General features: G+C 63.7%; 9 protein-coding genes and 1 riboswitch. Of the genes, 4 read left to right on the top strand and 5 right to left on the bottom strand.

Annotated elements, in window-relative coordinates:
• The first annotated feature begins 107 nt into the window (after positions 1-107).
• Entirely contained in the window at positions 108-953 is an 846-nt protein-coding gene (gene kdsA / locus J2X57_RS13750) for a 3-deoxy-8-phosphooctulonate synthase (protein ID WP_036112440.1), read from the top strand.
• Positions 954-1,052: 99 nt separating this feature from the next.
• On the opposite strand, the gene J2X57_RS13745 is transcribed toward kdsA, so the two are convergent.
• On the bottom strand, positions 1,053-1,589 hold the full coding sequence (locus J2X57_RS13745; protein WP_309867955.1) for a DNA-binding protein: 537 nt from the start codon (positions 1,587-1,589) through the stop codon (positions 1,053-1,055).
• 685 nt (positions 1,590-2,274) lie between these two features.
• On the opposite strand from J2X57_RS13745, the gene J2X57_RS13740 reads away from it, so the two are divergent.
• Positions 2,275-3,219: an MASE1 domain-containing protein gene (locus J2X57_RS13740; RefSeq protein ID WP_309867953.1), complete on the top strand. Its 945-nt coding sequence runs from the start codon at positions 2,275-2,277 to the stop codon at positions 3,217-3,219.
• Between the two features lie 8 nt (positions 3,220-3,227).
• On the opposite strand, the gene J2X57_RS13735 is transcribed toward J2X57_RS13740, so the two are convergent.
• Together J2X57_RS13735 and J2X57_RS13730 are read right to left on the bottom strand one after the other, a co-directional pair.
• Positions 3,228-3,671, bottom strand: coding sequence for a hypothetical protein (locus J2X57_RS13735; protein WP_309867951.1), 444 nt, complete (start codon positions 3,669-3,671; stop codon positions 3,228-3,230).
• A 266-nt stretch (positions 3,672-3,937) separates the two neighbouring features.
• Positions 3,938-5,899, bottom strand: a complete 1,962-nt coding sequence (locus J2X57_RS13730; RefSeq protein ID WP_309867948.1) for a hypothetical protein — start codon at positions 5,897-5,899, stop codon at positions 3,938-3,940.
• Between the two features lie 244 nt (positions 5,900-6,143).
• Between J2X57_RS13730 and J2X57_RS13725 the strand changes: the two genes are divergently transcribed.
• Positions 6,144-9,077: a beta-galactosidase gene (locus J2X57_RS13725; protein WP_309867945.1), complete on the top strand. Its 2,934-nt coding sequence runs from the start codon at positions 6,144-6,146 to the stop codon at positions 9,075-9,077.
• 298 nt (positions 9,078-9,375) lie between these two features.
• A complete protein-coding gene (locus J2X57_RS13720; protein ID WP_197056473.1) occupies positions 9,376-11,022 on the top strand; it encodes a S53 family peptidase in 1,647 nt (548 codons plus the stop codon).
• A gap of 40 nt (positions 11,023-11,062) precedes the next feature.
• Here J2X57_RS13720 and J2X57_RS13715 read toward each other — a convergent pair whose 3' ends face one another.
• Positions 11,063-12,349: a voltage-gated chloride channel family protein gene (locus tag J2X57_RS13715; protein ID WP_308846741.1), complete on the bottom strand. Its 1,287-nt coding sequence runs from the start codon at positions 12,347-12,349 to the stop codon at positions 11,063-11,065.
• 75 nt (positions 12,350-12,424) lie between these two features.
• Positions 12,425-12,489: riboswitch (Fluoride riboswitch) on the bottom strand.
• Between the two features lie 36 nt (positions 12,490-12,525).
• Positions 12,526-14,475 (bottom strand): CocE/NonD family hydrolase, encoded by a 1,950-nt coding sequence (locus J2X57_RS13710; RefSeq protein WP_309867940.1) that lies wholly within the window; start codon positions 14,473-14,475, stop codon positions 12,526-12,528.
• Between the last annotated feature and the right edge of the window lie 22 nt (positions 14,476-14,497).

The raw sequence follows: 14,497 nt of genomic DNA, 5'->3' as shown, positions 1-14,497 counted from the left end.
ACATGAGCACGACGCCGTGAACGGAGCGGATGCCGCGGGTCCGTGCGAAACATGGGTGGGCTGACAGCGCTACCATAGGCGTCTTGTCCCTGCCGCTCGGAGTCCCCGTGAACGTATCCATTGCCCCCGGCGTCGAAGTCGGCAACTCGCTTCCCTTCGTGCTTTTCGGCGGCATCAACGTCCTCGAAGACCTCGATTCCACCCTGCATGCCGCCGGTCACTACGTCGACGTGACCCGCAAGCTCGGCATCCCCTACGTTTTCAAGGCCAGCTTCGACAAGGCGAACCGCTCGTCGATCCATTCGTATCGTGGCGTCGGACTGGAAGAAGGCCTGCGGATCTTCGAACGGGTAAAGAGCGAGTTCGGCGTACCGGTGATCACCGATGTGCACGAAGTGGCCCAGGCGTCCGTTGTCGCCGAAGTGGTCGATGTGTTGCAGATCCCCGCGTTCCTCGCCCGCCAGACCGATCTGGTCGTGGCCATCGCGAAGACCGGTCGGGCGGTGAACATCAAGAAGCCGCAGTTCATGAGCCCCACGCAGATGAAACACGTGACCGGCAAGATCGTGGAGGCGGGTAACGAACGCATCATCCTCTGCGAGCGCGGCGCGCAATTCGGTTACGACAACCTCGTGGTGGACATGCTCGGTTTCCGCGAGATGATCGAATCGACCGGAGGCTACCCGGCCATCTTCGACGTCACCCATAGTCTGCAGCGCCGTGACGCCGGCAGCGAAGCCAGTGGCGGACGTCGCCGTCAGGTGGTGGAGCTGGCCCGGGCGGGCATGGCCGTTGGCATCGGTGGCCTGTTCCTGGAAGCACACGCCGATCCGGACCATGCGCGTTGCGACGGTCCCAGCGCCCTGCCGCTCACGGCGCTGGAGCCCTTCCTGGCGCAGATCAAGGCGATCGACGATCTGGTGAAGGGTTTCGCACCACTCGATATCCGCTGAAGCGCGACTCTACGCGCTGACGTCCTCACGAAGCGCTCAAGACAACGGTGGCCGCCACGATCGTCTGGTGGCCACCGACAGCGACCTTTTGCATTCCGCCTAGCGCGCGATGGCTTCCAGCCACGAACCTTGAGCCAGAGCAGCCTGATGTGGCGACAGCGCTCCGATGTCGCGCGCGGTATTCAGCGTCTGGCTGGCGAGTGCGACGGCTCGGCTTTCTGTATCGACCCGCTTTCCCCTTTCATCCATCCATCGATAGACGTCTGCAAGATGGAAGAGCGCTGAAGTCCCTTCGTGCACAGCACGCGGGAACGCTTCGTCCGTCTGCAGAATGCGCCTCGCGTTCTGTCGCGTCTGGCCCAACAGCGCGGCGATCTCCGTCAGACCAACGAGATCCGGCGCCGCCTCTACCAGATGAATTCCCGGAATGGCGCGGCGTACATCTGCGACAGCGCTATAAAGCGCCTCCTCCGCCGTTTCCGCTTCTCGCCCGAAGTCGAGTGCGATGCGTCCGAGCTTACCAATGCCTACGACTGCGTCGTCGCAGCCACTTTCTTCCAGCACCTGCACGTAGTCCGCTGGGTCGGTGTCCGGATGATCGAAAGCGAATTTCAGTACGAAGTTGAACTCAGGCATGTCTGCTCTGTCCTCAATGCAGTCCATCGCTAGAAGGCGCCGCGCTCATGGCGAGCCGCTTGCGCCGCCAGGCAGCGATCTACGATACGTCGCAGCTTTCTTGCGTGCGTCTCGGGATTTTGGGGAGTACCCGCGATGCTCGTCATGCAGAATTCGCCACAGGCGCACAACCGATTGTTGGCTGGGCAGTACATCACCCCCAGTGAGATCGCTGACCCTCGACTCGCCAACCGTTGCTCTCGGCATATCGCAAGGCGTCTTCGACTTGCCGCTTGCTGTGCGTATTCCGTGGCACTCCGCGCTCCCATGTAAATTAGGCTCCCGATCCCTGATTGTCAACTGACAATAAGAGGTCGCCAAGGCGCACGCCGACGATTTTTGCCGCGTGGCGCACCTGGAAAATTTGCCTCAACACACTGCGGGCGTCTGTCAGATTCGCCTGCGCGATGGCAGTGACTAACCCTTACGCGAACGCTGCCGCGCGAGCGCACGTATGGACGTCTGCGCCGGTCACGTGACGTTGCGATGACCCGTTTACTTCTTAAGTAATTGCCACGAAACAGCAACACGCAATTTCGGCAAGAGTGGCCCATACGCCAATTCCGTCAAGCTTCCTGTCCCCTTCCCGCTTTTCGATCGTGTCATCCTCGCCGAAATTCTCATAACTCGGACAAGGAGCAGGGGCGTGAACGGAAGCACGGCACTAAGTCACAGGACCAGCGAGGTCTGGTACAGATGGGGTCAATACGTTGCGGTGGCCGCAGCGTACGAAGCGGTTTACGAGATCGCCTATTACCTTTCGTTTCAGCAGTTCCTGCTCACCACGGGGCTGCGGCTGGCCTGCATGCTGTTGTTACCTTCCCGCTTCTGGCCGGCGCTGGCCATAGGCGAGGCCGTTCCGCTCGTCGAGACCGCTGCATTCTGTGCAAATCAGTTCGGGATGCTGTGGGCGATCCTCGTTTCCGTTCCGACGGTTGTTCTGTGGTGGCCTCTACTCAAACCTCTCCGTAAGCGCTGGGCTCTGCACGATGCCAGTGGTCGCATAAGCATGCCGGTCATCATCGGCGCGACCGTCAGCGCGGCGCTGATCACGGCCACCATCACGACACTCGCACTGGTCGCCGCCCTGGCACATACGCCGGAAAAGTGGTCTGTCACGTCGCCCACGCCGTTCTTCTTCGGCTACCTTCTGGGCGCCTATCTGGGCGCGCTCACATTGACCCCCGTCATTCTTGCGCTGCAGGAACGCTACCGGGCACTCCGGCAACCCCTCCGGGTCAAGCTGATCTGGCGAAGCACCCTTGTTCGCGACATGCTCGCCTGGGTAGTTCCCGCTCTCGCGGCGCTGACCTGTCTTGCGATCGTGACCGACAATGAATGCATCCGGCAGATAAGCCGTCTCGCCCTGCTCTGGCCGATGGTCGGGCTGGCATCCCGACATGGATGGCATGGAACCGCTCTGGGAGGCATGGCGGCCAGCATGGCCCTGGCGCTTACGGCGACGGGACAGCTTGATGAGGGCGCACTCGTCATACAGGCGTTACTGGCGTCATCGCTGACCGCCATGTTGTTGTGGAAAGCCCGGACGCCCGCTTTGGAACAGCAAGGCGTCCGGGTAAAACGTTTCTGACGCGTGGCTCAGGGGCCGCGGATAGAGCACTTCGTCGGATCGTTGCACTCCGTGACGAGAAGCAATGAAGCGGCACCATCAGGCTGCGGAGCCACGACCACCCTCATCGCATCATCGCTGTACACGGACGTACTTTCAGCGGGGATCGCCGCCGTCTCGCTCACCCTCCTCCAGCGTGACGCATCCACACCGATGGGCAGATCGAGCGTTTCGCCGTCCACAACGGCAATCGCCCCGCGCACCGTGCCGGCCGCGTCGTTGACCTGGACATAACGAACCCCCGCACGGTCAAAGAGGTAAACGTGATAGTGCGAACTTGCACTGACGTCCGTCGTATTCGGCCAGGACTGACCGAGGCCGACCGCCGTGGAAGACGGCGTGCTCGCAGCGGCCGTACCGCAGCCGATGACCAGGGCGACAGACAGGAGGGTACGGTTGTATATCGAGCGCATATGAATTCCTTGTCGAGCGTTGATGGGAGTGCCAAGACTAGCCGAATATCGTGACCGGCCGCGTGTGCTGTAGTGCAAAAAAACCGATGCACACCCAGCCGTCAGCCATGACGGCGCCGCGCGCTCACTGCAACGCTGCAAGCCACTTCGACAGCGCATGCTACAGCTCTTCACGTCGGTCCGAATATGCATGATCGGTAGAAAAGTGAAGCGTGCTCACCTTCGTATCGCCGGCCTCATGCGTCGTGGTGACGCCCTTGCGGAGATCACTCGCGCGAGGGAGGTACCGCTTCCACCGGAAACGCCGCGGCCACGCGCGCGCACCACGCCGCATAAGCTTCGTCACCTGTGGGCTTGGCGGAAGCCAGCAGGTCGCCCAGCTCGGCGTTGTTCGGGTACACCGCGGCCAGCAGTGGAAGCAGCCGGATCGAGAAGCGCCCCGCCTGAACCAGCTCGCGCATACGTTGCACGGCCGGCTTTTCAAACTCGTCGACCAGCGGGGAGCCCATCCGGCGGCCCTTGCCCAGTGCGGTGAAATACATGAACTGCGCTGGCTCGCTGTCAGGCACTGAAACCGCCAGCGTTTGCAGCCAGCCGTAGATGTTGCGCTCGCCAAACAGCGTCTCGCGCGCTTTCGCCACACTGGCGAGGGTCAGTGCGAGGTACTGCGCCAGACCGCTGACGTATTCGTTGACGTCGGTACCGGGCAGCGCATACATCGGGACCCGGGGCTCGATGATCGCGCCTGTCGCTTCGGCCAGGGAGGCGAGCAACTCACCCGACAAGACGACCAGCGCGTTGCCCGCCTCGCGTTCATTGAACCGCCGTTCCACCCGTTTCAACGTGACGCGGTCGCTCAGACGACGCAGGCGGCAGACGACATGGAAACCGTCCTGCCCTGCGCTGACCTCACCCTCGACCGCAAGGTCGAAGTCCTGGCCGAGATAGTCGAGCTCATCGTCCGACAAAGGTTGCCCGAACAGGACGAAATTGTGCTGATCGGCCACCGGAAGATTCATGGCAACCCTCAGATCGCTGCAATAGACCAACTGCTCGAGCAGCAGGAGCGGCAGTGCGCGCGACAGCCGCCCCCGGTCGTCCTCGCGCCCGCTGCGAGCCACACCGCCTGCCGCATCGTCCACGGCCGCCAGGGGTAGCAAGACGATGCGCGGACCATCGCCGGAGCGCGGCGGCGCGGCCCACTCCATGCCGTGCATGTCGAGCAGCCAGGGCGGCTGCACCATCTGGAGGAGCGAAATCTCCGGGGTGTGATCGAGTGGCTTCGACGGTTCCACCGTCATCTCGTCGAATGCCTGCGCGAAGTGCTGGAGGTTCTGGGCATACGCCGGCTGACCCAGCGCGAAAAGCTTGCCGAGCAGGAGCTGACCCCGTTCCGCGTCGCCGAGTTCGACATAGGCTTGCAACAAGTTGAAACCCACCCGGACGTCATCGCGCTGTGGATCGAACAAGGGTGCCACGCGCGTCACGAGATCGTTGAGCAGACCGTGCTGGCCCAGCGTACCGGTGACGGCGAGCATCACGTCCGTCCCGTGCGGAGCCTTCGCCAGCGCCCGGTCGAACCATGCAAGCCCATCGTCGCGCAGGCCGGCCTGGATCGCTGTCTGACCCAGCAGCAACTGCGGCCGGAACGCATCGTCGCGCTCGGCCAGCGCCCACAGGAAAGCTTCCGCTGCCTCAGCGCCCGCGGCTTCGGTCCGCTCAGCGACGCGCCAGCCAAGGCCGTTGTCCTGATTGGGATCGAGCTGCAGCGAGCGATCGAGGATCGCCATGGCCTCGGTGTCCTTACCTTCCGCGCTGGCCACCTTCGCGAGGTTGGTCAGCAGCGTCGGCGTCTCGCCGACCTTGTCGATCGCCTTGCGCAGCGTACCTTTCGCATCCCGTGTGCGCCCCAGCTTCAACTGGACGATCGCCCGCGTAACGAAGCCGCGCTCGATCATTGGATCGATCTCGAGCAGATGCGCACTGGCTGCGTCGACGTCGGATGCGAGATCGTCGCCAAGAGCCGAGATGACGAGCGAGTAAAGAGCGTCCGGCTCGTCCCACTTGGACTGGAGGTTCGGCTGCAGTACCTCCCGACGCCACTGCTCGAACGGAATCTGATAGGAGCGGCCGTATGTGTCGACGAAGGAAACCATGCGCCCGTCATTGGCCGGCGCCGCAGCGGGCGCCTCAGCGGCCTTCTTGCGCTTCCTGAAAAATCCAAACATCCCTACTGCTTCCTGTCGAAATGAATTTATTGGCCGGGCGGCACGCGCCGGATGGTCTGCACGTAAATATGCAAGGTCGCGCTTCCGCCGTCGAGCGCCAGTTGGTCATGGCGGTGCACTCCCCTGCGCGCGCGATGCAGCGCCGATCGACTGGAGCCAAACCGCCCAAACTTGCATAACTACCCAGTTTGCCCCAGGCTCTGCCCGATGCCGCATCGGGCGCCGTGGTCGACTGGAGGTGGGGATGAGTACTGTCCGTGGCCGTTACGGCCGCCGTGTATCGCGGATGCTCAGCCTCGCGGCGCTTACCCTCGGCACGCTGAATCCGCTGCCCGGCCTCGGGGTCGACGCGCCGCCCGGGCACACGGTCACCTACGACCGCTACTCCCTCATCATCGACGGCAAGCCTACCTATCTATGGTCGGGCTCCTTTCACTACTGGCGCCTGCCCTCGCCCGATCTCTGGCTCGATGTCCTGCAGAAGATGAAGGCCGCGGGCTTCAACGCGGTCGAAATCTACTTCCACTGGGGCTACCACTCGCCTGAGCGTGGGGTTTATGACTTCAGCGGCATCCGCGACGTCGACCGCCTGCTCGACATGGCCCGCGACGTCGGTATCTACGTCATCGCGCGCCCGGGCCCGTACATCAACGCCGAAACCGACGCCGGTGGATTCCCCGCCTGGCTCGTGACCACCGCCGGCAAACCGCGCACCACATCGCCGGAATACACCGCGGCGTACCGCGAGTGGATGACGCAGATCGATCGCATCGTCGCGCGGCATCAGATGACCGACGGCCGCGGGACGGTGCTGCTCTACCAGGTCGAGAACGAGCTGTATGACGAGAACCCCGATACCCGCCGTTATATGCAAAACCTCGAAGACGAGGCGCGCGCCGATGGCATCACCGTGCCGCTCACCGGCAACCACAACGGCAATTTCGTCGAGGGTCTGGGCGCCACGGACATCCCCGGCCAGGATTCGTACCCGCTCGATTTCGACTGCACACGTCCCGACCGCTGGAACGGCATCTACGACTTCAGCGAGGAACGCCGTGAGCTGACGCATGCGCCGCTGTTCTTCCCCGAGTATCAGGGCGGCGCGTTCGATACCTGGGGCGGACCGGGCTACGAAGCCTGCCGGAAGTTCACTGGCCCCGCCTTCGAGCGCGTGTTCTACGAGTCGATGATGGCCGCCGGCTCGACGATGCAGAACTTCTACATGACCTATGGCGGGACCAACTGGGGCTGGTTGTCGTCACCGGGCGTGTATACGTCGTACGACTACGGCGCGGCGATCACGGCAAGTCGCCAGCTGACGAGTAAGTACGACCAGCAGAAGCTCCTTGGCTTCATGACGCGTGCCGTCGCACCGCTGGCACGGACCGATGCCACCGGCACCCATGTGCCGACCAATCCGCGACTGAAGGTCGTGGCGCGGATCAATCCCGACGACGGCACACGCTTTTATATCCTGCGACACGCCGAGCCGCAGGACACCACGAACGACGCCACTCACCTGACGATCGCCACCGATCCATCGGGCGCCCACGAGACAACGATTCCCCAGCAAGCGGGAACGGCCATCCATATCGATGGCCGGGATTCGAAGATCTTGCTGGCCAACTATCGGTTCGGTCGCCAGGATCTGGCCTACTCCACCTCCGAACTGATGACCGACCTGACCATCGGCGATCGTGACATCGCGCTGCTCTACGGTCGCTACGGTGAAGACGGCGAAACCGTCCTGCGCTACGGCTCGGAGCCGAACAGCGAGGTCATAGCGGGCAAGGTCGCCACGCACTGGGACCCTGCAACGCACACGCTCCGGCTCAACTATCGGCATGACGATCTTGCCCGCGTGCTCATACACGATGGCGACAGACCGCTGCTGCTCCTGATCGGCGACAACGATGCGGCGAAACGCTTCTGGCAGGCAGATACGAAGGATGGCCCCGTTCTCGTGCGTGGCTCCTATCTGGTTCGCCATGCCAGGGCCGAAGGCGACCGTGTTTACCTCAACGGTGATACGGAAGAGGCGGGCGACGTCGAATTGTTTGCGCCGGCGACCACTCGCGGCCTGTCGTGGAACGGCAAAACGGTTCCGGTAACCACGACACCATCGGGCAGCCTGCTCGGCCACCTCGATGGCCCGGTACCCGTGACGCTGCCGGCACTGACCACGTGGCATGTCTCGAACGGTTCGCCGGAGATCGATCCCGGGTTCGACGATGCCGACTGGCTCCCCACCGATCGCACCAGCTCGCCCAATCCTTACTGGGCGCACACGCTGCCGATCCTCGACAGCGACGCGTACGGTTTCCATCACGGCAACGTGTGGTACCGCGGCCGTTTCCGCGCGACCGGGAAGGAAACCGCCATCCGCTTGTCCGCCAGCATGGGTGTTCACCTGGGTAACCGCGGCATCTTCACCGCCTGGCTCAATGGGCATTTCCTTGGCAACAACCCCAGTGGCGCACAGCAGTTTGCCATCGATCCCGACTGGCTCAGGAAGGACGGAGACAACGTGCTTGCCGTGCTGGTCGACAACCAGGGGCATCTTCAGGAAGAACGCAGCGGCACGTTCCGCGAGCCGCGCGGCCTGATCTCGGCGACCTTCGCCGGGCCTGCGGACGACATCCACTGGAAGATTCAGGGCAACGTCGGTGGCGAAACCCTGCCCGACCCCGTGCGCGGTCCATTCAACGCGGGGGGCCTTTACGGCGAACGGATGGGCTGGCAGTTGCCCGGATTCCCGGATGGGCAATGGGCGAGGACGACACTGCCAGTGAGCACCGATAAGCCTGGCGTCGACTGGTACCGGACCTCGTTCCGGCTCGATCTCCCCGCCGATCAGGACGTACCGATCGCCCTGCGCATCCACGATATCGCGCCGCATCACTACCGTGCGGTCGTCTTCATCAACGGCTGGCAGATCGGGCGCTACATCAGCGACGTAGGTCCACAGACGGAATTCGAGCTGCCTTCCGGCCTGCTCAACCAGCGCGGCGAAAACACCATCGCCATCGCGTCATGGAGCACGGCGCACGATGGCGGCCTCGGCGAAGTGTCGCTCGTAATGCAGGGAAACTACCGTACATCGCTCGATTCGAAGACGGTCAAGGCGCCGGATTATCGGGACGTCATGCGGGCACAGAAGTCCGGCAAGGCGCGCTGACACCGGCGAGGTGTGATGCCGTCGGCTGAAGACGATCTACAAAAACGCAAGATCTTTCGAACAAAGTACCCCGAAAGTGGGACGTCGTACGCAATTCCGCTCGGACGACGCATGTGACGATCCGAAGACAGAGTTCATACACAGGAGGAAACGCCAGCGGACGATACTGCGGCGCGTCCGATGGCTACAGGGGGATTCAGCCGCCCAGTCATCCAGAGGGACCAACATGCAGAACCACGGGCAGCGTGCAAAGCATCATGGCGAGCGTCGTTTGCTTGCCACTTCACTGATACTGGCTTTGAGTGTTCCATTCGCGGCAAGCGCGACGGATTCGTCGACGCAGGCATGGGCATCCACCCGCACCGAGGCGTTCCACTCCGGTGCCGCACAGTTCCAGGGTTACGCCGAAGACGGCCAGACCGTATCGATCGCGGTGTCGCTCAAGGTGCGCGATCCCGACGCCTTGAACAACTACACGCGTGAACTGTTCCGACCCAACAGCCTCGTTTACCACCGCTTCCTGACGAAGGAGCAGAGTGAGGCCACCTTCTCCCCCACCGCCGAGCAGGCTGAAGCGGTCGCGGCGTACCTCAAAAAACAGGGTTTCACCAACGTCGAAATCGCACCGAACCGCCTGATCGTCACCGCCGATGGTGACGTGGGCAAGGCACGTTCCGCCTTCCGTACGACGATCGCTCGCTTCAACGTGCAAGGCGTGAACGGCATCGCCAACGACAGCGCCGTGCAGGTACCGGCGGAACTGAGCCAGATCGACCAGGTGGTCGGCCTCGACACCACCCGGAAGATGCAGACCTATTCCCTGCCGGCCGCGCAGCTGAAACCGGCGTACGTGACCACATCCAGTGGCGGCCATGGGTACTACCCGCAGGAATTCGCGACGGTCTATCACGCGGGCACCGTGGCCCGCGCCAGCAAAACCGCTGCCGCCGTCATCGGCTGGGGCAGCATGACCAACGCGCAGGCCGACCTCGCCCACTTCATCTCGGACAAGGGCCTTCCCGCCGTCCCCAGTTCCATCGTCGCCACCGCGTCGAGCAGCGACGATTCGGGCCAGGTGGAGTGGGCCATGGACGCTCAGGCGATCACCGGTGTTAGCGGCGGCGTCAAAAGCCTGACCTTCTACACGTCGGGCACCAACTCCAACTCGGCGATCCTCAAGGCGCTCAACCGCGCGGTCAGCGACAACACCGCCAAGGTGCTCAACATGTCGTGGGGTGCGGCGGAATGCGGCAGCACCACCAAGGGCTTCGCGGATTCCGTCTTCCAGCTCGGTGTCTCGCAGGGTCAGACGTTCGTCGCGTCGTCGGGCGATAACGGCTCGTATCCCTGCAACGCCAGCGAAAACGGTGCCTACGGCAGCAAGACCATCCTGAGCGTGTCTTACCCTGCGAGCTCACCGTACGTTGCCGCGATCGGTGGCACGACGCTCAACACCGACACCTCCGACAACTACGTGTCGGAAACCAGCTGGCCGTACAGCGGCGGCGGAACCAGCACCGCGGAAGCGACGCCATCCTGGCAGACGGGTGCGCACCGCCAGGTGCCTGACCTTGCGTTCGATGCGGACTGGGACAACTCGCCCATCATCTTCTACCTGACCAAGAGTTCGACCTCGGGTGTGGGCACGTCCGGCTATTACGCCAACGGTGGCACGAGTCTGGCCGCGCCGCTGTTCAGCGGATCGTGGGCACGCCTCGAAAGCGCGAACGCAAACGCCATCGGCTTTGCGCCGCCGGCGATCTACGCCTATGCCAGGTCGACCACCACCCCGCTGCCGTTGCACGACGTCGCCAGCGGCACCAACGGAGGCTATTCCGCCACCAAGGGCTACGACCTGGCGACCGGCTGGGGAAGCTTCGACATCCAGGCGGTGGCTAACTTCATCGCCGCCAATCCCGGCTTCATCAACGCGAGCAATCCCTAACGTGACGGGGCGGCCTCGGCCGCCCCGTTTCCGAGCGCGCTCAGCGGTTGCGTCGACGCCACTCGGCCACGTCACCCAGGCGCAGATCTTCCGGCAACCGGCGTGGGTGTTTGGAACGGCCCAGCCGCTGCGCATGATAAATCCCGGTATGGCCTGAAAACAGATACGCCGCCACGCACGCCAGCGCGGCGAACGGAGCGATCTGCGGACCGAAGAGCTCGATCGCCATGACGGTGGTCGCCAGCGGCGTATTGGCCGCGCCGGCGAATACGGCGACGAAACCCAGTCCCGCCAGCATGGCGAACGGGAGGTGCAGCAAAGGTGCCAGGCTGTTGCCAAGCGTGGCGCCGATGAAGAACAGCGGCGTGACCTCGCCACCCTTGAAGCCGGTGCCTAACGAGAACACGGTGTAGCCGAACTTGCTGACACTGTCCCACCAGGGCAGCGGGTGATCGAACGCGGCCACGATGGTCGGAATGCCGAGCCCTATGTAGGCCTCGGTGTGCAGCAGGTACACGGATACCGCAATGACGATGCCGCCAAAGAAAGGGCGCAAGGGCGGATACGCGATCAACGACTTCACCAGCGCACCGAAGCGATGTGTCGCGGTGGCGAACAGCATGCCAACGACGCCGAAGACGAGCCCCGCCACGAGGACGGAGAGCACGGTCCAGACGTTCAATGGCGCCACGGTGCCGACCACGTACGCCGTATGATGCACTCCCCACGCGACGCACACGCGATCGGCGACGATGCCCGCGATCATGCAGGGCAACAGCGCGTCATAGCGCAGCTTGCCGATCGCCAGAACCTCCAGGCCGAACAACGCACCCGCCAGCGGCGTACCGAAGACCGCCGCGAATCCCGCACTCATGCCGGCCATCAGCAAGACACGCCGATCCTCGTGCCGCAGGCGGAGCACGCCAGTCAACTGATCGGCGAGCGCACCGCCCATCTGCACCGCCGTGCCTTCACGCCCGACCGATGCACCGAACAGATGCGAGGCGATGGTGCCGGCAAAGACCAGAGGCACCATGCGCAAAGGCACGACCTTTCGCGGGTCGTGGATCTCGTCGATAAGCAGGTTATTGCCTGCTTCCACCGGCTTGCCCAGCCGAAAGTACACCCAGCCAATCACGAAGCCCGCGACCGGCAGCAATGCCGGCAGCCACGGCGTGATCTCACGCGTCCGCGTCGCCCACGCCAGCGCGATCAGGAACCAGGCGGACGCGGTTCCCGCGAGAGCCGCGACGAACGAAGCGATCAGCAACCATTTGCCGATGTAGGGAAGCAGTTCCCACTGCTCGAGGGACCGAAAACCGCGCATGCGCTCATCCAGACGAATGAAAATCACCTGGGACGCAAGGGCGTAAGGCACATGCCTACAGCCCCGGGCAACCCAGGACATGTAGGCATCATCAGCCCCGATGGGGCGGTTCGCGGAGGCATGCCATCTCCGTAAGGCATCGAGATTAGGGGCGTCCCTCCCCCGGGTCAACCGCCTCAGGAACCCGTGACAGGCAACTCGATATACGTGCCGTCCGCTCCACCCAGCGACACCTTCTGCGTCGCCGGCTGGAAGTCCGCCGGCTGCGCGAACAGAATGTTGGGTACGAAGGTCTGCGGATTGCGGTCGTACAGGGGGAACCAGCTGGACTGTACCTGGATCATGATCCGGTGGCCGGGCTCGAACACGTGGTTGGCGTTCGGCAGACGGAAGTCATACGCCAGCGGCACGTTGGGAGTGATCGGCTTGCCGACGGTGAAGCCTTCCCGATAACGGCCACGGAAGATATCCATCGCGATGCCGAGTTCGTAGCCGCCCATCTCCGGCTGCTCGGCGACCTGATCGGGATAGACATCGATCAGCTTCACCACCCAGTCGCTGTCCGTACCGCTGGTGCTGGCCACGAGGTGAACGTTCGGCTCGCCGCTGATGCGGACCGGCGCGGTGAGCACCGGGGTCGTGAAGGTGAGCACATCGGGGCGCGATGCCGCCTCGCGCTGGTCGCTGGTCAGCCAGTGCTGCCAGCCCGTACCCGACATCGGACCGACCGGACGCGGACGGTACGGCACCGGATGTGCCGGATCGGAAACGTACTGCGCCGTAGCGGACGGCTCTCCCGTCCCTGCGCCCAGCGCCAGGGTGCCATCCGGACCAGGCACGAGCCGCGTCGGCCGTGCACCGCCCGTCGCGTCCATCGGCCATGCCGGACCGGTCTCCCAACGGTTCTCGCCGGTGACATACGCGTTGACCGGCGCTGTCGTGGCCGGCGCGTCTTTCAGGTAGTGCGCGAGGAACGGACGGAGGATCTTCTGGCGGAAGTAGAGCCCGGTGTCCGTGCCGAAGCGGACTGCGCCAAGACTGCTGCCGTCGCGTACTTCCTGGCCGTGGAACCATGGGCCCGCCACGAGGAAGAGCTTGCGCGCGTCGTCGTGCGGTTTCATCGCCTTGTAAACGGCAAAGGCACCGTAGATGTCTTCCTGATCCCACAGGCTCGCCACCAGCATCGTCGGCACCTTGACGGGTTCGCGGGCCAGCGCCTTGTCCACCGCCTGATCGGACCAGAACGCATCGTAGGCCGGATGCTGCGCCACCTTGTTCCAGAAGCCCAGCTGTTCCATCCCGTAGCGCTTCGCGATCGCGCCGGCCGACACGCCTTCCAGGAAGAACTGGTAGTCGTCCGCGTAGTTGTTCCACCACTTGTGCGTGTTCTTGCGCGAGGCGGTCTGCTCATAGATGTATTCGAGGTTCTGCTGACGGAACGCGCCGTGATGGAACCAGTCGTCGCCCATCCAGCCATCGACCATCGGGTTCATCGGCACGGCCGCCTTCAGGGCGGGATGCGGATGCACGAGCGCCATCAGCGGTTCGAAGCCGTCGTATGAAATGCCGAGAATCGCCACACGGCCGTTGCTCTCCGGCACGTGTTTCACCAGCCAGTCGATGGTGTCGTAGGCATCGGTGGAATCGTCGACCGGAGTCGGGTTCTGCGGCCCGCGCAGCGGACGATTCATCACGTAATCGCCTTCCGAACCGTACTTGCCGCGAATGTCCTGCGCGACGCGGATGTAACCGTCCTGCACGAGCACATCGCTGGCGTCGTCGTCGTGACTGACCGCGACGCCGAGGTGACCGCTCTCGACCGCGCTGGTCATTTCGGACGCGTCGTAGGGCGTGCGTGTGAACAGGATACCCGCGTTCTTCGCGCCCTTGGGCACCAGGATCACCGTGTGCAACTTGACCCCGTCACGCATGGGGATCATCACGTCGCGCGTCTCGTAGTCGAAACCGTCGTACGTCGGCTTGAAGTCGGCCGGCGTTTCGCTGGGCAATGCCGGATACGTGCCCCTGGAGGGCGGCGGAGCATCGCCGGCGAAGGTCGAGGTGGCGATCACGGTGGACAAGGCGGTGACCAGCAGGGAGTAACGGAGCGTCGTGATGGCTTTCAAGGCGATTCCTGGTTGGGCATGG

This window comes from Luteibacter sp. 1214 (assembly GCF_031455395.1).
Lineage (GTDB): Bacteria > Pseudomonadota > Gammaproteobacteria > Xanthomonadales > Rhodanobacteraceae > Luteibacter > Luteibacter mycovicinus.
Note: the sequence above shows the minus strand (reverse complement) of the source record. Positions and strands in the feature narration are given on the sequence as shown.

Coding starts and splice junctions, on each gene's coding strand:
- J2X57_RS13730 (WP_309867948.1), bottom strand. CDS start 5,899: ATGTTTGGATTTTTCAGGAAGCGCAAGAAGGCCGCTGAGGCGCCCGCT.
- J2X57_RS13735 (WP_309867951.1), bottom strand. CDS start 3,671: ATGCGCTCGATATACAACCGTACCCTCCTGTCTGTCGCCCTGGTCATC.
- J2X57_RS13725 (WP_309867945.1), top strand. CDS start 6,144: ATGAGTACTGTCCGTGGCCGTTACGGCCGCCGTGTATCGCGGATGCTC.
- J2X57_RS13745 (WP_309867955.1), bottom strand. CDS start 1,589: ATGCCTGAGTTCAACTTCGTACTGAAATTCGCTTTCGATCATCCGGAC.
- J2X57_RS13715 (WP_308846741.1), bottom strand. CDS start 12,349: ATGCGCGGTTTTCGGTCCCTCGAGCAGTGGGAACTGCTTCCCTACATC.